This is a genomic window from Mycolicibacterium chitae (genome assembly GCF_900637205.1).
Classification (GTDB): Bacteria; Actinomycetota; Actinomycetes; order Mycobacteriales; family Mycobacteriaceae; genus Mycobacterium; species Mycobacterium chitae.
On record NZ_LR134355.1, the window covers coordinates 1479506 to 1500642 of the forward strand.

At 69.1% G+C, this 21137-nt stretch carries 20 protein-coding genes; 9 read left to right on the forward strand and 11 right to left on the reverse strand.

Annotated elements, in window-relative coordinates; translation table 11 throughout:
* Nucleotides 1-6: 6 nt before the first annotated feature.
* From EL338_RS07175 to EL338_RS07195, 5 genes are all read right to left on the reverse strand, one after another.
* On the reverse strand, nt 7-819 hold the full coding sequence (locus tag EL338_RS07175; protein ID WP_126333098.1) for an SDR family NAD(P)-dependent oxidoreductase: 813 nt from the start codon (nt 817-819) through the stop codon (nt 7-9).
* Between the two features lie 11 nt (nt 820-830).
* Entirely contained in the window at nt 831-2108 is a 1278-nt protein-coding gene (locus EL338_RS07180; RefSeq protein ID WP_235666395.1) for a hypothetical protein, read from the reverse strand.
* A gap of 93 nt (nt 2109-2201) precedes the next feature.
* Entirely contained in the window at nt 2202-3041 is an 840-nt protein-coding gene (locus EL338_RS07185; RefSeq protein ID WP_126333099.1) for a mycofactocin-coupled SDR family oxidoreductase, read from the reverse strand.
* Between the two features lie 34 nt (nt 3042-3075).
* Nucleotides 3076-4260: a cytochrome P450 gene (locus tag EL338_RS07190; protein WP_126333100.1), complete on the reverse strand. Its 1185-nt coding sequence runs from the start codon at nt 4258-4260 to the stop codon at nt 3076-3078.
* A gap of 27 nt (nt 4261-4287) precedes the next feature.
* Nucleotides 4288-5610, reverse strand: a complete 1323-nt coding sequence (locus tag EL338_RS07195; protein ID WP_126333101.1) for a cytochrome P450 — start codon at nt 5608-5610, stop codon at nt 4288-4290.
* Between the two features lie 136 nt (nt 5611-5746).
* Here EL338_RS07195 and EL338_RS07200 point away from each other — a divergent pair, with 136 nt between their 5' ends.
* A complete protein-coding gene (locus EL338_RS07200) occupies nt 5747-6391 on the forward strand; it encodes a TetR/AcrR family transcriptional regulator (protein ID WP_126333102.1) in 645 nt (214 codons plus the stop codon).
* Here the strand turns inward: EL338_RS07200 and EL338_RS07205 are convergent.
* On the reverse strand, nt 6388-7104 hold the full coding sequence (locus tag EL338_RS07205; protein WP_126333103.1) for an enoyl-CoA hydratase/isomerase family protein: 717 nt from the start codon (nt 7102-7104) through the stop codon (nt 6388-6390). The genes EL338_RS07200 and EL338_RS07205 overlap by 4 nt on opposite strands.
* 171 nt (nt 7105-7275) lie before the next feature.
* Between EL338_RS07205 and EL338_RS07210 the strand changes: the two genes are divergently transcribed.
* From EL338_RS07210 to EL338_RS07225, 4 genes are all read left to right on the forward strand, one after another.
* Nucleotides 7276-8466 carry an amidohydrolase family protein gene (locus EL338_RS07210; protein WP_126333104.1) on the forward strand — a complete coding sequence of 397 codons (1191 nt, stop codon included), beginning with the start codon at nt 7276-7278 and terminating at the stop codon, nt 8464-8466.
* A gap of 123 nt (nt 8467-8589) precedes the next feature.
* The gene (locus EL338_RS07215; RefSeq protein ID WP_220096884.1) at nt 8590-10017 is read left to right on the forward strand and encodes a FadD3 family acyl-CoA ligase; all 1428 of its coding nucleotides are present in this window, start codon (nt 8590-8592) and stop codon (nt 10015-10017) included.
* A gap of 26 nt (nt 10018-10043) precedes the next feature.
* Nucleotides 10044-10649, forward strand: coding sequence for a fatty-acid--CoA ligase (locus EL338_RS07220; protein ID WP_276006071.1), 606 nt, complete (start codon nt 10044-10046; stop codon nt 10647-10649).
* A 22-nt stretch (nt 10650-10671) separates the two neighbouring features.
* Nucleotides 10672-10866 carry a (2Fe-2S)-binding protein gene (locus EL338_RS07225; protein WP_126333107.1) on the forward strand — a complete coding sequence of 65 codons (195 nt, stop codon included), beginning with the start codon at nt 10672-10674 and terminating at the stop codon, nt 10864-10866.
* A gap of 8 nt (nt 10867-10874) precedes the next feature.
* Here the strand turns inward: EL338_RS07225 and EL338_RS07230 are convergent, their stop codons facing one another.
* The 3 genes from EL338_RS07230 to EL338_RS07240 form a co-directional block, all read right to left on the reverse strand.
* Complete coding sequence (locus EL338_RS07230; protein WP_126336723.1) at nt 10875-11495, reverse strand: Rv1363c family protein; 621 nt, start codon at nt 11493-11495, stop codon at nt 10875-10877.
* Nucleotides 11496-11560: 65 nt separating this feature from the next.
* A complete protein-coding gene (locus tag EL338_RS07235) occupies nt 11561-12319 on the reverse strand; it encodes an Rv1363c family protein (protein WP_126333108.1) in 759 nt (252 codons plus the stop codon).
* A gap of 249 nt (nt 12320-12568) precedes the next feature.
* Nucleotides 12569-13195, reverse strand: coding sequence for a TetR/AcrR family transcriptional regulator (locus EL338_RS07240; protein ID WP_163792059.1), 627 nt, complete (start codon nt 13193-13195; stop codon nt 12569-12571).
* A gap of 91 nt (nt 13196-13286) precedes the next feature.
* Here EL338_RS07240 and EL338_RS07245 point away from each other — a divergent pair, with 91 nt between their 5' ends.
* Complete coding sequence (locus EL338_RS07245; RefSeq protein WP_126333110.1) at nt 13287-13709, forward strand: DUF1707 domain-containing protein; 423 nt, start codon at nt 13287-13289, stop codon at nt 13707-13709.
* Nucleotides 13710-13713: 4 nt separating this feature from the next.
* On the opposite strand, the gene EL338_RS07250 is transcribed toward EL338_RS07245, so the two are convergent.
* Nucleotides 13714-15096 (reverse strand): aspartate aminotransferase family protein, encoded by a 1383-nt coding sequence (locus EL338_RS07250; RefSeq protein ID WP_126333111.1) that lies wholly within the window; start codon nt 15094-15096, stop codon nt 13714-13716.
* A 100-nt stretch (nt 15097-15196) separates the two neighbouring features.
* Nucleotides 15197-16696 (reverse strand): CoA-acylating methylmalonate-semialdehyde dehydrogenase, encoded by a 1500-nt coding sequence (locus EL338_RS07255; RefSeq protein ID WP_126333112.1) that lies wholly within the window; start codon nt 16694-16696, stop codon nt 15197-15199.
* 81 nt (nt 16697-16777) lie between these two features.
* On the opposite strand from EL338_RS07255, the gene EL338_RS07260 reads away from it, so the two are divergent.
* Genes EL338_RS07260 through EL338_RS07270 form a run of 3 tightly spaced genes read left to right on the forward strand, consistent with a single transcriptional unit; the run spans nt 16778 to nt 21110 of the window.
* Entirely contained in the window at nt 16778-18394 is a 1617-nt protein-coding gene (locus tag EL338_RS07260) for a PucR family transcriptional regulator (protein WP_126333113.1), read from the forward strand.
* Nucleotides 18395-18447: 53 nt separating this feature from the next.
* On the forward strand, nt 18448-19101 hold the full coding sequence (locus EL338_RS07265; RefSeq protein WP_126333114.1) for an ATP-binding cassette domain-containing protein: 654 nt from the start codon (nt 18448-18450) through the stop codon (nt 19099-19101).
* A gap of 2 nt (nt 19102-19103) precedes the next feature.
* Complete coding sequence (locus EL338_RS07270; protein WP_126333115.1) at nt 19104-21110, forward strand: YhgE/Pip domain-containing protein; 2007 nt, start codon at nt 19104-19106, stop codon at nt 21108-21110.
* Nucleotides 21111-21137 lie beyond the last annotated feature (27 nt).

Consider the following 21137-nt stretch of genomic DNA (forward strand, 5'->3'; position numbering starts at 1 on the left):
CAGCAGCTAGAACTGCCAGCCCGCGGCCGCCTGGGCGTCGAACGTCGCGTCGATCCGGTCGAACCGGCGCCGGATCGAGGTGCGCGACTCCTGATGCGGCAGCACGTAGAGCCGGTCGGCCAGCACGGCTTCGGCCGTCAACCGCGCGACATCGCCGACCTCGAGCACGCCCTCGCCGGTCATCGACAGATCCTCTACCGGGTTGCCGTCGCGTTCGAGGGCCCGCGCCGAGGTGGCGAACAGGTTGGTGGACACCATCATCGGGCACAGCACCGAGACGCCGATCCCCTCGCTCTTGACCTCACGGGAGAGCACCTCGGCCAGCGCGACGACCCCGTACTTGGCCACGCAGTAGGGGCCCAGCCCGATGTTGGGCACCAGGCCGGCGAACGACGCGGTGAACAGCAGGTGCCCGCCCTGACCCTGGTCGGTCAGGCGGGGCAGGAACGCCTCGACGCCGTGGATGGGACCCCACAGGTCGATGTCGATCATGGTGCGCCAATCCTGATGCGACATCGCCGAAATGGGTCCGCTCAGGGCGATGCCGGCGTTGTTGAACACCACGTGTACCGCGCCGAGCAGCCGAAAGGACTCGTCGGCCAACCGCTGCACCTGATCCCGGTCGCTGACGTCGCACACCACGCCGTGCGCGTCGAATCCGTCCTCGTGCAGCGCTGCGACCGCGCCATCCAGGGCCGCCGGGTCGATGTCGGCGAGCACCACACTGGCGCCGCGCGAGGCGAACTCGCGGGCGCTGGCCAGCCCGATGCCGCTCGCCCCGCCGGTCACGACCGCGCCGCGGCCCTCGAAGGTATCCACGACCGCCGATGTTAGACAGCGGCTCCGGGCACGTCGGCCGAATCGCCACTCTGCCACAGGTGCAGGAAGTTGGTCAGCATCAGCAATTGGGCGCGCGCGGCCTCGTTGTCGCTGATCCGCGGGTCGTAGCGGTCGGCGACGGTGTCGAGATCGGGCACGAGTGCGCGCAGGTAGCCGGGGGCGTCCAGCAGCCACGTCAGGCCCATCACCAAGGCGTAGGACACCAGCTGACGCCGGATCTCACCCGCGTCCAGGCGTGGGCCGCCGGCCGCCTCGAACTCGTCGGCGAAGTGCGCCAACAGATGCTCGAGGTGGCACTCCCACAGGCTGGTCTCGGCGCTGCACAGCGCACCCCACAGCGCCATCGCCACGTTCATCTCGCTGACGCAGCCCCAGTCCAACAGGCCGCACTGCAGGCCGGCCGCCGACCGCCAGAACCAGGCGTTGTCGACGTTGGCGTTCCAATGGCACAGCGCCACATGGTCGTCGACCGAGTTCAGTTCCTTGCCCACCGAATCCGCGGCCGCGGCGATGCCCTCGACCTCGCGGTGCATGCGCTCGACGAACTCCGCTTCGCGTAGCCGCTGCGGCACCAAGCCGGGGAGCGCCGCCGCGAACTGCGCGTAGGCCGCGACCCGGTCGTGTAACTGGCTGGGGGAGTAGCCGATCGGCTGCCCGACGTTGACGAGGTCCGGGTCGAACTCGAACCCGTCGGCGAAGCCGGTGTCCAACCGGCCGGCGCGCTGGGCCCCGGCCACCCGCGCCACGGCCGTCAGCAGCGCTTCGTAGTGCCCCAGCGGATCGGGCATCCGGTAGTCGAGGCATTTGTCGTAGTGCGGTTCCACCGGCGGGGTGCCGTACGGGATGCGTTCGGTGATCAGCACTCCGGTGCCCGACGCGCCGTGGTAGTCGGCGAACGTCGCGGTCGGGATGCTGATCGGGAAGTCGCCGCGGGCCAGCACGGCGAAGCGCACCTCGCGGGCCATCTGGGTGCGACCCCGGTCGCGGCGCGGATTGTCGAAGTCGCGGGAGAACTTGACGAACAACTCGGTGGGCAACCCCGGTTCGGGGCGCGCATAGCTCAGCGACAGCAGCAGCTTGCGGCCGGTGCTGCCGCCCGCGCATTCCTCGAATTGCGTGACCGCGGTGACGTGATTGTCCGGGCTCAGCGAACCGAAGCGGTGAAAGGCGTCGTCCAGGAAGGACACTGGATCCGTCCGCAGCGCGGCGGCATCGGCGGGGATGGGCAGGCCGAAGAAGTCTCCGGGCACCCAGCGGGGCTCGTCCACCGGCGCTTCCTCTCCGTACGCAATAGAACTACGCAATAAAACAGCGAGCCGGGGGCCCGCCCCGCGCCCCCGGCTCGCTTGTCGAGAAAAGGCCTACTTCAGGCAGCTGCCACCGTCGACCGGCAGCGTGACACCGGTGACGTAGCGGGCCTCGTCGGAGGCCAGGAACAGCACCGCGTTGGCGATGTCCTCGGGCTCGACCCAGCCGATCGGCAGCGTGTGCATGAGCTGACCGACGACCTTCATGTCGTCCGCGTTCGGGTTCTCCAGGTCGGGACGGAACAGCTTCATGGTGGGTTCGTTCATGAACAGCGGGGTGTTCACGTTGGTCGGGTGCACCGAGTTGACCCGGATGTTCTGCGCGCCGAGTTCGACGGCGAACGTGCGCATCAGGCCGACGACACCGTGCTTGGCGGCCACGTAGTGCCCGGTGTGCGGGTAGGCCTTGAGGCCGCCGACCGAGCTGGTCAGGATGATCGAGCCGCCGCGCTCGCCGGCCTGGATGTGCGGGACACCGGCCTTGACGGTCTTCCAGACGCCGCCCAGGTTGATGTCGATCATCGCCGTCCAGTCGGTCTCGCTGGTCTTGTCCAGCGTCTGGCCGCCGTTGCCGATGCCGGCGTTGGCCACGATGATGTCCAGCCGGCCCAGCTGCTCGACACCGCTGTCGACGGCCGCCTTGAGCGCGTCGTAGTCGCGCACGTCGACCTCGGCGGTGTAGACGCGCCGGCCCAGGTTCTTGACCAGTTCGGCGGTTTCGGCGAGATCCTCCGGGGTGGATTCCGCGATCAGGTCGACGGTGTCGATCTTCTTGCAGATGTCGACGGCGATGATGTCGGCGCCCTCTTCGGCCAGCCGCACCGCGTGGGCGCGGCCCTGACCGCGGGCCGCACCGGTGATGAATGCGACCTTGCCTTCAACGCGTCCTGCCATGGTTCTCCTTGTGTGAGTTCGTGCTCTGGGTGAATCAGGAAATGCGGGTGGGCATGCTCTCCCACCCGCGAACCGCGGTGGTGGGGGACATCTTCGCGCCGGCGTAGTCCACCTCCCACTCGGGGAAGCGCTTGAGGATCTCCTCGAGCGCGATCTTGCCCTCCAACCGGGCCAACGCGTTGCCCATGCAGAAGTGCGTGCCGGCGCCGAAGGTGATGTGCGCCTTGGTTTCCCGGTGGATGTCGAAGCTGTCACCGTTCGGCCACCGGCTGTGGTCGCGGTTGGCCGCGGCCAGCAGGAACATCATCACGTTGCCCTCGGGGACCGTCTGGCCGTAGTACTCGACGTCGCGGGTGACGTAGCGGGCCACCTGCAGGGCCGGCGGCTCCATCCGCAGGATCTCCTCGATGGCCGCCGGGATCAGGCTCGGGTCGGCGGCCAGCTGGGCCCGCTGATCCGGATGCTCGCCGAGCAGCTTGCCTGACCAGCCGATCAGTCGCGTGGTGGTCTCGGCGCCGGCGGTGGCGATCACCGTCAGGTAGAGCAACAGTTCCTCGCGGCCGAGCTTGCGCAGCGTGCCGGTCTCGTCCTCGAACTCCGCGTTGAGCAACTCGGTCATGATGTCGTCGGACGGGTTCTTCAGCCGGTAGTCGATGAACTCGCCGAACACCTCGCCGGTGGCCAGCGCGTCGACCTTCTCCTTCTGCAGGGTGGCCTCACCGTGGTCGGTGATGTGGCGCTGATGCTCCTCGGGGATGCCGAGCAGCATGCCGATCACCCGCATCGGCATCTGCTCGCCGAGGTCCTGGACGAAGTCGAACTTGCCGGTGCCCACCACCGGATCGAGGCAACGCGCGGTGAACTCACGGATCTGCGGTTCCAGGGCGAGCACCTTGCGCGGCGTGAACATCCGTGACAACAGGTTGCGGTGGATGTTGTGGATCGGCGGGTCCTCGAAGATCAATGTGCCGGAAGGGATCTCCATGCCGGACTTGATGATCTCCAGGATGGCCCCGCGGGCCGAACTGAACGTCTCCCAGTCGATCAGGCCGCGGTTGACGTCGTCGTACCGACTCAGTGCGTAGAAGTCGTGCGTGGAGTTGTAGTAGAGCGGGGCCTCCTCGCGGATCCGCGCGAACATCGGGTACGGATCCTTGTTCAGCTCGAGGTCATATGGGTCGTAGTAGACCTCGGCGGTACTGGCCGTGCTGGTGGTCACGAAATTCTCTCCGTTCGGGCCCGAAGGCTACGAGGTGGCGGCGTCGGGCCGGCGGGGGGTGAACTCGATGTTGATCTCGGTCAGGCCGCGCAGGATGAACGTCGGCTCGTAGTTGAACGTGCGGTCGCCCTCCGGGCCGTGCTTCTCCTCGTCGAGGCGCAGGTCGTCCATCCGGTCCAGCAGGCGCTCGATGGACACCCGGCCCTCCACCCGGGCCAGCGGACCGCCGGGGCAGGAGTGCGCGCCGCGGCCGAACGCCAGGTGCTCACGCACATTGGAACGCTCGAAGTTGAAGTCGTGCGGTTCGTCGAACCGGCGCGGGTCGCGGTTGATAGCGCCGGGGTTGACCATCACGATGGTGCCGGCCGGCAGGTCGACCTCGCCCAGCGTGGTGTCCTTCTTGACCAACCGGAAGGCTGACTTCACCGGGCTTTCCATCCGCAGCATCTCTTCGACGAAGTTCGGGATCTTGCTGCGGTCCTTGCGCAACCGCTCGACCACGTCGGGCCGCTCGGCGAGCAGCCGCATCGCGGCGCTGAGCAGCTTGGTGGTGGTCTCCTGACCGGCGGCGAACAGGAACGTCGCGCTCTTGACCACGTCGATGATCTCGGGGGTGTCGCCCTCGGGGTACTTGGCGGTGGCCAATCCGGTGAGGATGTCGTCGCGCGGGTTGGCGCGGCGGTCCTCGAGGTAGGCGCAGAACTTGTCCTCGAGCCACTGCAGCGGGTTGTGATCGAGGGTCTCGCCCTCCAGGCTGCCGACGGTGTTTCCGGGCCGCGGCGCGAGCATCTGGCGGAAGTCGTCGTGGTCCTCCTCGGGCACCCCGAGCAGGTCGCAGATGACCAGCATGGAGAACGGCTTGGCGTAGCCCTCGAGGAATTCGCACTTCACGGTGCCGGTCTGGTCACCGATGATCTCGTCGAGCTGCTGGTCGGCCAGCCGCCACATGAACTCTTCGTTCTCCTTGAGGCGCTTGGGCGTCAGGAGCCGGTTGAGCAGCGAGCGGGCACGCGAGTGCTGCGGCGGGTCCATGGTGACCATGTGCTCGCTCATCGGCAGCTCGGCGCGGTGCGCCTCGATCTGCTCGCTGATGTCGCTGCCCTCGGGGGTGAACGGCAGCGGCGGGAACGGGCCGCCGACGGCGATGCACGACGAGTACAGCTCGGCGTCCTTGTAGACGATCGAGGCTTCCTCGTGGCCGGTGACCGCCACGACCCCGTAGTTGGAGGTGGGCAGGACGGGACACTGCGACCGCTGGTGGTCGTAGTACGGGTAGGGGTCGGGGACCAGCGAGGGGTCCGTGAAGTAATCGATGTTGTCGAACTCAGTCGCGGAACCGGACGTGGACAACGCGAACCTCCTGCAAAGGGCTGACAGATGCTGAGCACTTGCTTAGCATGTGGTCTGGCGCACGGTCAAGATTGGCGTCGGCATTACCATGGCCGTGTCAAAAAATTGGGTCGCGGGAGTAGAGAAGGAGCCGCTGATGGCATCGCCTGCCGGGACGTCGCGTCGATTGGGAGCCCCCGATGCGAAGAACCGGGTTGTGCTCCTCGACGCCGCCGAGGAGTTGATGCGCGACGAGGGCTACGCCGCGGTGACCTCGCGGCGGGTGGCCGACAAGGCCGGCCTCAAACCCCAGCTGGTGCACTACTACTTCCGCACGATGGACGAGTTGTTCCTGGCGTTGTTCGGCCGCCGCGCCGAGCAGATGCAGCACTACCACCAGCTGGCCCTGGACTCCCCGCAGCCGCTGTGGGCGCTGTGGGAGCTCAACACCGACCCGGAGGGCACCGGGATGACCATGGAGTTCATCGCGCTGGCCAACCATCGCAAGGCGCTGCGCGCCGAGATCGCCCGGTTCGCCGAGATGTCCCGTCGGGAGCAGATCCGGACGTTCACCGCGGCGATGTCGCGCTATGACGTGCCCTTCGAGGAGTTCACGCCGACCGTCCTGATGGTGTTGATGACGGGTGCGACGCAGGTGCTGGTGCAGGAAGAGCTGCTGGGCATGACCGTCGGCCACGAGGAGACCCACCAGTTCGCCGAGCGGTGGCTGACCTACCTGGAGGGCGAGCGCCGGCTCGACGACAACTGGCGCCGGCCGCTCGAAGCGGCCGCCGAGGACTAACGACTCTTCGTCATCACCCGGTCGGCGGCCTCCCAGTGCTCGTCGGCCACCCACAGCCGCGCGAAGGCCCCGATGGCCTCCTCGGGTGCGACGCCGCCGAGCACGCGCTTGATCTCGCCGGCGGGACGGTTCGTCAACGACCGTGCCACCGCGCGCCACCCCTCGTCGAACGCCGCGCGCGGTAGCACCTGATCGACGAGCCCGACGCGGTGCGCCTCGCCGGCGGTCAGGATGGTCCCGCTGCCGGCCAGCAGCAGCGCCTGGCTGCGCCCCACCAGGGCGGCCAACCGCTCGGCGCCGCCCCAGGCCGGCATGATCGCCAGCGACACCTGGTTGAAGCCGATCCGGATGTCGTCGGCGGCAATGCGGATGTCGGCCGAGACGGCCACCTCCGCGCCTCCGCCCAGGGCGTGCCCGTTGAGTGCCGCGATGACCGGGGCCGGGAACGCCGCGATGCGATCACAGACCCCGCGCATCCGTCGCGCCATCGCCGCGGCCTGCTCCTCGGTGCGCAGCTTGGCCAGTTCCTTGAGGTCACCACCGGAGACGAACGCGCGGTCGCCGCCGCCGCGGATCACCAGCGCCAGCGCGCCCGCGGCCGAGTCCAGCGCGGTGTCGAGCTGATCCATGGTCTCCGGCGCGATCGCGTTGCGGGCCTGCGGACGGTCGATCGTGATCACCGCGAGCCCGTCATCGATTTCAAGGTCGACCATGTAGGCGTTCTCCCATGCTGATATTGGCATTCTCCAAAAGTGAGAATATCATCGCGAGAGGGCCCGACCGCGCAGTCCGCGGTGCAGCCGAGTCGTTGCTGCCCAGCCCGAGTGATTGCACCCGCGAGTCATTGAGAATATGATTCTCAGGATCTGAAAAGGAGAATTCCAATGGGGCAACTGTCGCACAAGGTCGACATTCCGTTTCCGCTGTTCGATGCGGACAACCATCTGTATGAGCCGCCCGAGGCGATGACGAAGTACCTCCCCAAGGAGTACAAGGACATCGTCCAGTACGTCGAGATCAACGGCCGCACCAAGATCGCGATCAAGGGCCAGATCAGCAACTACATCCCGAACCCCACCTTCTCGGTGGTCGCCAAGCCCGGGGCGTGGGAGGAGTACTTCAAGTTCGGCAACCCCGACGGCAAGAGCAAGCGTGAGCTCTTCGGTGAGCCCATGAAGGCCATCCCGGCGTTCTTCGAGCCCGAGCCGCGCCTCAAGGTGATGGACGAGCTCGGCGTGGACCGCTCCCTGATGTTCCCGACGCTCGCCAGCCTCATCGAGGAGCGCCTCAGCGACGACCCGGTGGCCATCCACGTCATCATCCACGCCCTCAACGAGTGGCTGCACGAGGTCTGGGGCTTCAACTACCAGAACCGCATCTTCACCACCCCGGTGATCACGCTGCCGATCGTCGAGAAGGCCATCGAGGAGCTCGAGTGGGCCGTCAAGCGTGGCGCCCGCGCCATCCTGATCCGCCCCGCGCCGGTGCCGGGCTTCCGTGGCCCGCGGTCGTTCGCGCTGCCCGAGTTCGACCCGTTCTGGGAGCGTGTGGTGCACCACGACGTCTTCGTCGGCATGCACTCCAGCGACAGCGGCTACTCGCGCTACACCTCCGAGTGGGACGGTGCGGCGCAGGAGATGCTGCCGTTCCAGACCAACGCCATGTCGATCCTCAACGAGTGGCGCCCGATCCAGGACGCGGTGGCCTCCTGGGTGATCCACGGTGCGCTGTTCCGGCACCCGAAGCTCAAGGTCGGCATCGTCGAGGCCGGCTCCAAGTGGATGTTCCCGCTGCTGGACTCCATGGCCGAGGTCTACAAGAAGGCCCCCGAGGCCTTCCTGGGCAACCCGATCGAGGAGATCAAGAACCGCATCTACGTCAGCCCGTTCTACGAGGAGGGCATCGACGACCTGATCAACCTGATCGGTGTCGACCAGGTGCTGTACGGCTCCGACTGGCCGCATCCGGAGGGCCTGGCCGAGCCGACGCACTACGTCACCGCCCTCGAGCACCTCTCGGTCGAGGATCAGGCCAAGATCATGGGCGGCAACCTTTCCCGTCTGGTCACCGCCTAGGTCCCCTCGCTGTTCGCCGACTGTGCGGATTCATGCGCGAATATCGGTGCATCAGCATGAATCCGCACCCTCGCGACCTACTGAGGAGACACGGCCATTTCTGACTGGCAGACCATCCCCGAGATGGTCTTGAGCGTCGGCGACCGCTTCGGAGATTCCGAGGCGGTCGTCGACGGTTCACTACGACTGACCTTCACCGACCTGGTCCACCGGGTCCGCCTCGCCGCCGGCGCCTTCCAACAGCGCGGCATCGGCAAGGGCGACCGGGTGGCGATCTGGGCGCCCAACTCCGCGGAATGGATGATCGCGGCCTTCGGGTTGCTGACCGCCGGCGGCGTGCTGGTCCCGGTCAACACGCGGTTCAAGGCCGAGGAGGCCGCCGACGTCATCACCCGCAGCGGAGCACGCGCCGTCCTGATCCAGCCGGGCTTCCTCGGCATGGACTTCGCCGCGCCCGCGGGGGTGGAGGTGATCGACCTCAAGTCCGATTTCCTCACCGACGCAACACCGTTCGAGGCGCCGTCCCCGGACTGGATCTCCGGCGACGACATCGCCGACATCATCTACACCTCGGGCACCACCGGGCGGGCCAAGGGCGTGATGATGAACCACCGGCAGACGCTGCGGCTCTACGCCGAATGGTGCGACCTTGCCGACCTGCGCGCCGGCGACCGCTATCTGATCGTCAACCCGTTCTTCCACACCTTCGGCTACAAGGCCGGCACCATCGCGGCGATGATCCGCGGCGCCACCGTCCTGCCCGTGCCGGTGTTCGATGTCGATGCCGTCGTGGATCTCGTTGAGCGAGAGCACATCACGATGCTGCCCGGCCCGCCGACGCTGTACCACTCGCTGCTGGCCGTGCCCGACAAGACCAAGTTGGCCACCCTGCGCGCCGGGGTCACCGGATCCGCCGACATCCCCGTCGAGTTGATCCGTCGGGTGCACGAGGAACTGCCGTTCGAGACGCTGGCCACCGGCTACGGCCTGACCGAATGCGGAACGGCCACCCTCTCGCGGCCCGGCGACTCCTTCGAGGACATCGCCACCACCGTCGGCATGCCGTGCGACGGAATCGAGGTCCGCATCGCCGAGGATGGGGAGGTGTTGGTCCGCGGCTATAGCGTCATGCAGGGCTACCTCGACGATCCCGAGGCCACCGCCGAGACGATCGACGCCGACGGGTGGTTGCACACCGGCGACCTCGGCGAGTTCACCGACGGCGGCCGGTTGCGGATCATCGGTCGCAAGAAGGACATGTTCATCGTCGGTGGCTTCAATGCCTATCCCGCCGAGATCGAGGGCTTCCTGCTCGAGCACCCGGGGATCGCGCAGGCCGCCGTCATCGGCATCCCCGACGAGCGAATGGGGCAGGTGGGCAAGGCTTTCGTGGTTCGGAAGGCGGGGGACACGTCGGCGCTGTCGGAGGCCGAATTGATCTCGTGGAGCAAGCAGCGGATGGCGGGTTACAAGGTGCCGCGGGCCGTGACCTTCGTCGATGCGTTGCCGCTGAACGCCAGCGGCAAGGTGATGAAGGATCAGTTGCGGTGAACATCGCCGAGGTTTATCGGCATTCCATGGTCATCGCGTCGGATTACCGCATCCCGGACCCGTCGCGGGTCTGGCCGCTGCTGGAGCGCCGCAAGGACGGCCTGGCCGACATGGGCGCCCACCACGTGCTGATCTACCGGTCGCTGACCGAACCCGGCCGGGTGCTGGTGATGATCGGCGTGCGCAGCCGCGAACCCGTCGTGGACCTGCTGCGCTCGCGGGTGTTCTTCGACTGGTTCGACGCGGTAGGGGTCGAGGACATCCCGGCGGTGTTCGCCGGCGAGATCATCGACCGCTACGAACTGATCGAGGCCGCCCCCGACGACCCGCCCGGGGTGCTGGTGTCCGGGATCGTCTCGGTGGACAACGCCGCGTGGCTGATCAGTGAATTGCACTCGGCCAAACCGACATTCCGGGATGCCGGGGTCCGCAAGGTGTGGGTGTTCCAGGCCTTCGACGACTCCCGCGAGGTGATGATCCTGCAGGAGATCGACAACGCGGACAACGCCCGACGCTGGATCCGGCAGCATGACGAGGCCGCCGCCTGGATGGCCGACACCGGGGTGGGGGTGTATCCGCCGTTGTTCATCGGGGAATTCGTCCAGATGCTGCGGATCAACGGCGAGCAATGACGTCCGGTGGGGGCCGCTCGATATGTATGTCTGCTTGTGTCTGGGCGTGACCAGTCGCACCGTTGCTGAGGCGGTGGCGGCGGGCGCGACCACGGCCAACGCGGTCGCCGAGGCGTGCGGGGCCGGTTCGGAATGCGCGCGCTGCCGCCGATCCGTGCGCGCGATCATCGACGCCGCGGCCGCCGAACCCGGCTCGACCGAACCCCGCCCGGGCTGACCGGCCGATCAGACCGGGTCGAAGGCCGAGATCAGCCAGTCGCCGTCGACCTTGGTCATGGTGACCAGCACGCTGCTGGCAGCCATCGAAGGATCGGGGCGGTCGGCGCTGGTGGTGGTCTGATTGACGAACAGCAGCACCTTGGCGGTGTCAGGGTTCATCTCCGAGACCGCCGCCCGCACGATCTCCGCGGTGGTGGCGACCTTCTTCTCGTCGACGGCCTTGCGCACCACGTCGTCGGTGAAAGTCGTGTAGTACGACAGGAAGTCGCCGGTCAGGTGCGACTTCGCGGTGGTCAGGTCCTCGTCGAGGCTGTCCGGGGAGTAGGTCAGCGCCGCCAGCGTCCCGGTCTTGGCGTCCTCGAGCACCTGCGCCTGCGCCGTCTCGCCGGTCAGTTGCGCCGGCCGGTACTTGGTGAAGTACAGCCAGGCCGTCACGGCTGCCGAGGCGACCAGCAACACCGCCAGCGCGATCGCCAGCAGCCGGATGTTGTTGCGCTTGCCCTCGCTCTTGGCCGGGCCGCCGGCGTCGGTGTCGTCGACGAGTTCGCCCGTGGCAGGTTCGGTGTCCTCGACGTCGGTGCCCTCGGCGTCCTCGGTGCCTTCTGCGTCCTCGGTGACTTCGGTGATCGCCGTGTCCTCGGGGCTCTCGGTGTTCTCGGGCTGCTCGTCGGTGCGCGATTTCTCGTCAGCGGTCACGGTACGAACTCAACTTTCGACATCTTGACCTGGCCGTTGTCGCGGGCGACATCGATGGAGAGCCGCCAGGCGCGCGGTTGCTGTTCTGCCCCAGCGGAATTGGTGACCTGCGAGGACGCCGCCACCAGGACCGTCGCGGTGTCCTTGCCGGTCTGCTCGACGGCGGTCGCCCGCACCTCCGCCTCGGTGACCACCTTGGACTCGTTCATCACCGTCAGGAAGTCGTCCTTGCTGGCCTCGAAATCAGCGCGGAAGTCGCCGGTGGTGCTGTCGATCAGCCGCTGCAGATCGGCCTCGCCCTGGTTGAAGTCCAACGACATCAGGTTGATCACGCCCTGCCGCGCAGCGGCCGCGTACTCGGCGTCGGTCGCGGCCCGGTCCGCCTCGCGCTGGCTCGACCACAGCATGAAGCCGCTGGCGGCGAGCAGACCGCAGATCGCAACGACGGCGGCCGCGACGGCCAGCACCGGCCAGGCCGGGATCCACTTGCGGCGCCCGCGGGACTCGGTGTCCACAGCGGCGGCCGCTGGACTCGCCTCGTCGCTGATCTCCTCGAGGTCGGCGTCGGCTTCGGCGGCGTCGCTGTCGGTGGTCTCGTCGCTGTCGGTGCTCTCGGTGGTCTGCGCGGCGCGCAACTCGGCGGCGCGTGCCCGGGCGGCCGCGGCCTCAGCCTCGGCGGCCTCGGCTTCTGCCTCCGCCTGCTCGGCGAGCGACAGCGCCGACTCGCGCTCGTCGTTGGTCGAACTCGATGCCATCACTCTCCTGACATTGACGGCCGCCTTGCGTGGCCCTGCGGTGCCTTCCCGTGCCGTCCTAAGCGAGAATGACGTTACTCCGCAAATCTGAGTGCCCACCCTATCGCACCCGCGCGCGACGACCCTGAGCATCGCTGAACAGCGGAAACGGGGTTTTCTTTTTCTACATATGGCCGTCCGGGCGACCCGGGGGCCGCGGCACCGCGAGGCGCAAACGCACGATGACCATGACGGTCGTCGTCGCAAAAGTCAAGGCGCCTCGGGAGGCGCCTCGCCGGCCATGGCGGCGGAGAACAGCCCGATCAGGCCCAGGGGCAGCGCCTTGTCCTCGGTGGCGCGTCCCGCCGCCCGGTGCAGGGCGCCGTCGCGCGCGAGGACCACCAGGCCGTGCGCCAACGCCCAACTCAGCAACGCCAGATCCGGGGTCCCGGAGGGTTCCAGTTCGCTCGGCGCCACCCGGGTCACGGCGGCGCTGAGGACGCCGAGGGCGCCCCGCCGCGCTTCCACCAGGGCGGGGTCGTCGGGGTGCAGTTCGGCGGGCCGGAACATCAGGTCGAACAGCGCCGGGTGCCGCAGTCCGAAGCCGACGTAGGCCCGGCCGAGTGCGGCCAACCGGGCCGCCGGGGCGTCGTCGCTGTCGAGTTCGTCGGCCGCGGTCGTCAGGTCGACGGCCAGGGCGTCGAATCCCTCCGCGGCCACGGCCGTCAACAGTCCGCCGCGGTCGCCGAAATGGTGCTTGGGCGCTGCGTGGGACACCCCGGCCCGGCGCGCGACCGCGCGCAGGCTGATCCCCACCTGGCCGTGGTCGGTCAGTTCGTCGTGCGCGGCCGCCAGCAGCGCCTCGCGGACCTGGGGTCGGGCCGGCGGAGTGGTCATGACGAAATTCTCCCCGCTACTTCTTGACAGTGTCAACCTGCGGTGCGACGCTGGGAGCATCAGATTGACAGTGTCAAGACAGGGAGTCGTCATGACCCACTCCGCCGTCGAGCACCCGCTGCGCGCGGGTGACCGCGAACGCGAACGCTGCACCGCACTGCTCGGCCAGGCCATGTCCCAGGGCTACCTGTCGTTGCCCGAATACGAGCAACGGGTGGCGCAGGCTTTCACCGCGGAGACCGCCGACGAACTGCGCCGACTCGTCGCCGACCTGCCGGTGCCCCTGATCACCCGCAACGACCCACGCGTGCGGCACCGTCGCCGCGCCGCCGCCCGCCGCGGCGTGACCTGGCACCTCGCCGCCTACGCGACCATGGTGGCCATCTGCCTGAGCGTCTGGCTCGCCGTCGGCCTGACCGCCGGCGCCTGGTACTTCTGGCCGATCTGGCCCATGCTCGGCGGCGCGATCGGTGTGGTGTCGCACGCGCTGCCGGTGCGGCTGTGCGCGCGCTGAGGCCCTAGCTGGTGTGGCCGTCGGCGACGGTCAGCGCCTCGTCGAGGATGCGCAGGCCCTCGGCCACCTCGTCGTCGCTGACGTTGCACGGCGGCACCGCGTGGATGCGGTTGTAGTTGGCGAACGGCAGCAACCCGCCCGCCTTGCACGCCGCCAGCGTCGCGGCCATCGCGGGGCTGGAACCGCCGTAGGGCGCCAGCGGCTCGCGGGTCTCCTGGTTGGCCACCAGCTCGATGGCCCAGAACACCCCGAGGCCGCGGACCTCGCCGACGGAACGGTGCTTGGCGGCCAGCTCGCGCAGACCCGGGCCCAGCACCTGCTCGCCGATGCGGGCCGCGTTGGTCACCATGCCCTCGTCCTCCATGGCGTTGATGGTCGCCACGGCCGACGCACACGCCAGCGGGTGGCCGGAGTAGGTCAGGCCACCGGGGTAGGCGCGCTCGGCGAAAGTGGCCGCGATCTCCTCGTTGATCACCACGCCGCCCAGCGGGACGTAGCCGGAGTTGACGCCCTTGGCGAAGGTCATCAGGTCGGGGACGACGTCGAAGTGCTGGATGGCGAACCACTTGCCGGTGCGGCCGAACCCGGCCATCACCTCGTCGGCGATGAACACGATGCCGTAGCGGTCGCAGATCTCGCGCACCCCGGCCATGTACCCCGGCGGCGGGATCATGATGCCGGCGGTGCCGGGCACCGACTCCAGGATGATCGCGGCGATGGTGTCCGGGCCCTCCATGGCGATCAACTGCTCGAGGTAGGCCAGCGCGCGCTGGGACTCCTGCTCCTCGGTCTCGGCGTGGAACGACGAGCGGTACAGGAACGGCCCGTTGAAGTGCACGACGCCGCTGGTGCCGTTGTCGTTGGGCCAGCGCCGGGTGTCCCCGGTGAGGTTGACGGCGGTGTCGGTGCCGCCGTGGTAGGACCGGTAGCGCGAGAGCACCTTGTGGCGGCCGGTGTGCAGCCGGGCCATCCGCACCGCGTGCTCGACGGCGTCGGCGCCGGCGTTGGTGAAGAACACCTTGTTCAGGTCGCCGGGGGCGCGCTCGGCGATGAGCCGGGCGGCCTCCGAGCGCGCGTCGTTGACATGCGCCGGGGCGATGGTGCACAGCTTGGCGGCCTGCTCGGCGATGGCCGCGACCACCTTGGGGTGCTGATGGCCGATGTTGGTGTTGACCATCTGCGAGCTGAAGTCCAGCAGCCGGTTGCCCTCGCCGTCCCAGACGTAGGACCCCTCCGCGGCCACCACCGTCATCGGCGACAACTTGGCCTGGGCCGACCACGAATGGAAGACGTGGGCGCGGTCCAGCTCGTAGGCCCGCTTGCCCTCGGCGATGGCGGCGTCGAGATCCCGCCCGCCGGGCAACAGCTGGGGTGTGGTCGCAGTCATGAATGCTCCTAGTAGAGAAATCCGAACGAGGGATTACCGCGACTGTAGTCGCCGCGCGACCCGCTCACCGATCGCGCGACGACCGCAGACCCGGCTGGGGTCAGTTGTTCTGGGGGAAGCCGAGATTGATGCCGCCGTGGGTGGGGTCCTGCCAGCGGGTGGTGACGACCTTGCCGCGGGTGAAGAAGTGCACGCCCTCGGTGCCGTGGGCGTGGGTGTCGCCGAACAGCGAGCTACGCCAACCGCCGAAGCTGTAGTACGCCGTGGGCACCGGGATCGGCACGTTGATGCCGACCATGCCGACCTCGACCTCGTTCTGGAAGCGCCGTGCGGCGCCGCCGTCGTTGGTGAAGATCGCGGTGCCGTTGCCGAACGGTCCGGAGTTGACCAGCTCGAGGGCGTCGTCGTAGGTGTCGACCCGCAGCACCGAGAGGACGGGTCCGAAGATCTCGTCGGTGTACACGCTCATCTCGGGGGTGACGTGGTCCAGCAGCGTCGGTCCGAGCCAGAACCCGTCCTGCTCGCCGTCGGCCTCGACCGTGCGGCCGTCGACGACCACCTTGGCGCCGTCGGACTCGCCGGCGTCGACGTAGGAGGCCACCCGGTCCCGGTGCGCCTTGGTCACCAGCGGGCCCATATCGGAATCGCGGGTGCCGTCGCCGGTCTTGAGGGTGTGGGCGCGCTCGGCGATCTTGGCGACGAGTTCGTCGGCGATCGGGCCGACGGCCACGCAGGCCGAGATGGCCATGCAGCGCTCGCCGGCCGAACCGAAGCCGGCGTTGATCATCGCGTCGGCGGCCAGGTCCAGGTCCGCGTCGGGCAGGATCACCGCGTGGTTCTTGGCGCCGCCGAGGGCCTGCACGCGCTTGCCGTGCGCGGTCCCGGTGGCGTAGACGTACTGCGCGATCGGGGTGGACCCGACGAAGGACACGGCCTTGACCGACGAGTTGGTCAGCAGCTCGTCGACGGCGACCTTGTCGCCCTGCAGGACGTTGAACACGCCGGCGGGCAGGCCGGCCTCGGCCCACAGCTCGGCCATCCACAGCGCGGCGGACGGATCCTTCTCCGAGGGCTTGAGCACCACGGCGTTGCCGGCGGCGATCGCGATGGGGAAGAACCACATGGGCACCATGGCCGGGAAGTTGAACGGCGCGATGACGCCGACGACGCCCAGCGGCTGACGGATGGAGGCCACGTCCACGTTGGTCGAGGCGTTCTCCGACATGCTGCCCTTGAGCAGATGCGGGATGCCGCAGGCGAATTCGACGACCTCCTGACCGCGCGTCACCTCGCCGAGCGCGTCCGAGAGCACCTTGCCGTGTTCGGCGGTGATGATCTCGGCGAGTTCGGCCTTGCGGGCGTTGAGCAACTCGCGGAAGTTGAACAGGATCGACGTGCGCTTGGCCAGCGACATGTCGCGCCACGCCGGGAAGGCCGCGGCGGCGGCCTCGATAACCGTGCGGGCGTCCTCGGCCGAGGCCAGGGCGACCTCGCCGGTCACGACGCCGGTCGCGGGATTGGTGACCGGGGCGGTGCGGTCGCTGTCGCCGGTGAAGCTCTTGCCGTCTGCCCAATGTCCGATGGTCTGGATGCTCGTCATGCCCCCGAGTCTGCGGCGGGAACCGGGGTTTGAGCTCCGACGTTCCGTAACGGTTCGTGGCGGCTGCTTTACAGTATGTCAATGGAGCCGACCGTCGCCGAGGTGCTCGCCCTGCCCGTCCTGCGGGCCGGCGAGCCCGAGGTCGTCAGCGACGGGCCGCTGGACCGGCCGGTGCGTTGGGTGCACGTCAGCGAACTCGCCGACCTCTCCAACCTGCTCGAGGGTGGCGAACTGGTCCTCACCACCGGTCTGGCGCTGACCGATGCCGCCGCCCGCGACGCCTATCTGCCCGGCCTGGCCGCGGCGGGCGCGGCCGGGGTGGTCATCGAACTGGGCCCGCATCTGCCCGAACTGCCCACCTCGGTGTTGCGGGCGGCCGCCGGGCTGCCGCTGCCCGTCGTCGTGCTGCACCGGCGGATCAGGTTCGTCGAGGTCACCGAACAGGTGCACCGGCGCATCGTCACCGAGCAGTACGCGGAGGTCGACCACGCCCGTCGCGTGCACGAGACGTTCACCAACCTCAGCATGCACCGGCCCGCGCTCGAGGAGATCGTCACGGTCGCCGCCGAACTCCTGCAGGCCCCCGTCGTGCTAGAGGACCTCAACCGCCAGGTCATCGCGTTCGCCGGGCACGGCCTGCCGACCGCCGCGCTGCTGGCCGACTGGGAGCGGCGTTCCCGGCTGGCCGGTCACGCCGGCCGGCGCTGGCTGATGCGCCCGGTGGGCCCGTACCGCCAGGAGTGGGGGCGACTCGTCGCGCCCACCCTCGAGGACGACGGCAACGCCGGCGGTCAGTCCGTGATCACCCTGGAACGCGCCGCGCAGGCGTTGGCCCTGGGCCGGATGATCGAACAGGACCGGGTGTCGCTGGAACTGCGCGCGCACAGCGGCCTGGTCGACGAACTGCGCCGCGGCCGGGTCCGCGACGAGGCCGACGCGACCTCCCGCGCCCACGCGCTGGGCCTGCAGCCGGCGTTGACCTACCTGCCGGTGACGGTGCGCCTGGTCGAGAGCGCGGTACCCGATCAGGTCGCGGTGCAGCAGCGCCGCGCCCGCGCGGTCGACGCGGTGCTGCACGCGGTGCGCGCCGGCGGGCATTCGGCGCTGGCCGCCGGCCGCGAGGACGGTCAGATCGACCTACTGCTGGCGCTGCGCCCGGGCGGGGCCGGCGACGTGATCGGTGAGTTGTGCGCGGCGATGCGCCGCGGCGTCGTCCGCCTCGACGGGGTGCGGGGATGCTCGATCGGCGTGGGCCCCGAGTCGCCCCGGCTGGTGGATACGGCCGGCGGGCTGGCCATCTCGGCGCACGTCGCGGAGGTGGCCGCGGCCATGCCGGCCTCGACGCGGTCGTTTCACCGCGTCGCCGACGTGCGGCTGCGCGGTCTGGTCGGGCTGATCCGCTCCGACCCGCGGGTGCAGGCCTTCGCCGAGACCGAGCTACGCGCCGTGCTGGCCGACCGCGCCAAGAACGGGCCCGCGATGTTCGACCTGCTGCGGGCGTTCGTGGAGGTCGGCGGCAACAAGACCGAACTGGCCAAGAAGCTGCACCTGTCGCGGCCCACGCTGTACTCGCGGCTGGCGGCGCTGCAACGGCTGCTCGGCGTGGACCTCGAGGACGCCGAGTCGCGGACCTCGCTGCACGTGGCGATGCTCATCATGCTGAGCGCCGACCGGCGCCATGATGAGATGGTCCCGTGACCGATGTACCGCAGGACCCACCCGCCCCCGCCCTCCGCGCAAGAGGTCTCACGATGGCCGGCCCGTGGGGGCCGGTCTACGGACCGATCGATCTGGAGATCGACGCCGGCGGCGTGACCGTGCTGGTGTGCCCGGCCGGTTCCGGCCGCACGGCACTGCTGATGACGTTGGCCGGGCGGATGGCCCCCGACACCGGGGAGCTGACCGTGTTCGGGCGCCGACGCGCCAAGGATATCTTCGCGATCGCGGCGCTGGCCGGCATCGACGAACTCGACTCGGTCGCCGAGTCGGTCACGGTGCGCGATGTGATCACCGAGACGCTGCGCTGGAATGCGCGGTGGTACCAGCTGGTCCGGCGCGCCGACGAAGCGGACCTGCGCGCGGTGTGCGCCCCGGTGTTCGGCGAGTTGCCGCTGCCCCCGCTGCACGAATACGTCGAGGAGCTCACCGAGCTCGACCGGCTGCTGCTGCGCATCGCGCTGGCCAACACCGCGCGCCCGCCGCTGCTGGTGGTCGGCAACCTCGACTACGTGACCAGCGATCACAACCGAGACCTGTTGGTGCAGCGGCTGATCGCGCTCGGCGCTGAGCAGACCGTGGTCACCGCGACCGTCAACGGCGTCACCGGCCACGAGGTGCGTGCGCAACTGCCGGTGGCCAACACCGCCCGGGCCGAACTGGCCCGCCAGCAGAAGGATGGACAGTAGACATGCTCGCCGGAATGTCGCTCGGCACCGACCTCAAGCGGTACTCCCGCGGCCTGCTGCCGCGCATCGCGCTGGTCACCGTCATCGTGATGCCGCTGCTGTACGGCGCGATGTACCTGTGGGCGTTCTGGAATCCGTTCGGCGAGGTCGACAAGGTGCCCGTGGCCCTGGTCAACGCCGACGCCGGCACGGTCGCCGATGGTCAACCGATGCGCGCCGGCGACCAGGTGGCCCAGGCGCTGATCGACTCCAAACAACTTGATCTGCACCCGGTCTCGGCCGACGAGGCCGCCGCGGGGTTGGCCGCCGGCAAGTACTACTTCTCGGTGACCCTGCCCGAGGACTTCAGCGCCGCCATCGCCTCGCCGTCCGGCGGTGATCCCCAGCAGGCCAAGATCCAGTTCACCTTCAACGACGCCAACAACTACCTGGGCTCCATCATCGGGCAGAACGCGGCGCGCGAGGTGATCAACCAGGTCAACGCCAGCGTCGGGGAACGCACCGTGGGCACCGTGCTGACCGGCCTGACCGATGCGGGCGCCGGTCTGCGCCAGGCCGCCGACGGCGCCGACCAGCTCAACGCCGGCATGACGACCGCCAACGACGGCGCCCACCAGTTGGCCACGGGCGCGGGCACTCTGGCGGCCGGGTTGGTGACCGCCAAGGACGGCTCGGCGCAGTTGGCCGCCGGCACCCGCCAGCTGTCCACCGCCGTGGACTCCGCCATCGACCCGTTGATCGAGGTGCTCGACCAGGTCGGCGATCTGGGGCTGGACCCCGACGAGGTGGGCCGGGCCGCGCAGCACCTCAGCGGCGCGGTGCGCTCCACCACCGACCGCATCGCCGCGCTGCACATCGACACCGCGCACGCCGCGTCGATCGTCGATCAGGCCGTCGGGTTCCTGCGGTCCAACCCCGACCCGGCGCTGCGCGACCTCGGCGGTTTCCTGGCCGGCGCGCAGCGGCTGCTCGACGCGCGCGGCATCGACCCGACCACCGACGAGGGCCTGATCCACCTGCGCGACAGCGCGACCCAGCTGGAGAACGACCTGGCCGACCCCAACAGCAAACTGCGGGTGTTCCTGACCAACGCACTCAACGGCGGTCTGCGCGCCGACGTCGTCAAGCTGCGCGACGGCGTCGACCAGCTCGACGACGGCGCCCAGCGGCTGGCCGCCGGGCTGGTGCAGCTCAGCGACGGCGGCAGCGAGTTGGCCGGCGGCGCGGTCGAACTCGCCGCCGGCACCGAACGCCTCGCCGACGGCAGCCAGGAACTGTCCAGCAAGCTGCGGGAGGGCTCCACCCAGGTGCCGTCCTGGACCCCGCAGGAACGCACCGACGTGGCCCGCACCCTGGCCGCCCCCGTCGGCCTGGACCTGGTGACCAAGAACCAGGCCGCCACCTTCGGCACCGGGTTCGCGCCGTTCTTCCTGCCGCTGGCGTTGTTCATCGGCGCCCTGATCATCTGGATGTTGCTGACGCCGTTGCAGTCCCGGCCGATCGTCAACGGCCTGGGCGCGCTGCGGGTGGTCCTCGCGTCGTACTGGCCGGCGATCCTGATCGCCGTCTGCCAGGTGCTCGTGATGTATGCCGTCGTGCACTTCGGGGTGGGACTGAAAGCCGTCCACCCGGTGGCCACGGTGGCGTTCCTGATCCTGGTGGCCGCGACGTTCCTGGCGCTCATCCAGGCGTTCAACGCGGTGTTCGGGGTGGCCGTCGGCCGAGTGGTGACGCTGGCGTTCCTGATGTTCCAGCTGGTCTCGGCCGGGGGCATCTATCCGGTGGAGACGACGGCCAAACCCTTCCAGATCATCCACCCCTTTGACCCGATGACGTATGCGGTCAACGGGTTACGGCAGTTGACCGTCGGCGGCATCGACTCCCGGCTGTGGATCGCGATCGCGGTGCTGGCCGGGGTGCTCGCCGCGTCGCTGGCGGCGAGCGCCTGGGCGGCCCGGCGCAACCGCCAGTACACGATGGAGCGCCTGCACCCGCCCATCGAGGTGTGATTTCGGTGCGCTGGGTTGCGCGGAACG

What these genes read in the sequence shown, in the direction of transcription:
- EL338_RS07185 (WP_126333099.1), bottom strand. Translation starts at nt 3,041, where the DNA reads ATGGCAGGACGCGTTGAAGGCAAGGTCGCATTCATCACCGGTGCGGCC.
- EL338_RS07200 (WP_126333102.1), top strand. Translation starts at nt 5,747, where the DNA reads ATGGCATCGCCTGCCGGGACGTCGCGTCGATTGGGAGCCCCCGATGCG.
- EL338_RS07205 (WP_126333103.1), bottom strand. Translation starts at nt 7,104, where the DNA reads ATGGTCGACCTTGAAATCGATGACGGGCTCGCGGTGATCACGATCGAC.
- EL338_RS07210 (WP_126333104.1), top strand. Translation starts at nt 7,276, where the DNA reads ATGGGGCAACTGTCGCACAAGGTCGACATTCCGTTTCCGCTGTTCGAT.
- EL338_RS07215 (WP_220096884.1), top strand. Translation starts at nt 8,590, where the DNA reads ATGGTCTTGAGCGTCGGCGACCGCTTCGGAGATTCCGAGGCGGTCGTC.
- EL338_RS07220 (WP_276006071.1), top strand. Translation starts at nt 10,044, where the DNA reads ATGGTCATCGCGTCGGATTACCGCATCCCGGACCCGTCGCGGGTCTGG.
- EL338_RS07225 (WP_126333107.1), top strand. Translation starts at nt 10,672, where the DNA reads ATGTATGTCTGCTTGTGTCTGGGCGTGACCAGTCGCACCGTTGCTGAG.
- EL338_RS07235 (WP_126333108.1), bottom strand. Translation starts at nt 12,319, where the DNA reads ATGGCATCGAGTTCGACCAACGACGAGCGCGAGTCGGCGCTGTCGCTC.
- EL338_RS07240 (WP_163792059.1), bottom strand. Translation starts at nt 13,195, where the DNA reads ATGACCACTCCGCCGGCCCGACCCCAGGTCCGCGAGGCGCTGCTGGCG.
- EL338_RS07245 (WP_126333110.1), top strand. Translation starts at nt 13,287, where the DNA reads ATGACCCACTCCGCCGTCGAGCACCCGCTGCGCGCGGGTGACCGCGAA.
- EL338_RS07250 (WP_126333111.1), bottom strand. Translation starts at nt 15,096, where the DNA reads ATGACTGCGACCACACCCCAGCTGTTGCCCGGCGGGCGGGATCTCGAC.
- EL338_RS07255 (WP_126333112.1), bottom strand. Translation starts at nt 16,696, where the DNA reads ATGACGAGCATCCAGACCATCGGACATTGGGCAGACGGCAAGAGCTTC.
- EL338_RS07260 (WP_126333113.1), top strand. Translation starts at nt 16,778, where the DNA reads ATGGAGCCGACCGTCGCCGAGGTGCTCGCCCTGCCCGTCCTGCGGGCC.
- EL338_RS07265 (WP_126333114.1), top strand. Translation starts at nt 18,448, where the DNA reads ATGGCCGGCCCGTGGGGGCCGGTCTACGGACCGATCGATCTGGAGATC.
- EL338_RS07270 (WP_126333115.1), top strand. Translation starts at nt 19,104, where the DNA reads ATGCTCGCCGGAATGTCGCTCGGCACCGACCTCAAGCGGTACTCCCGC.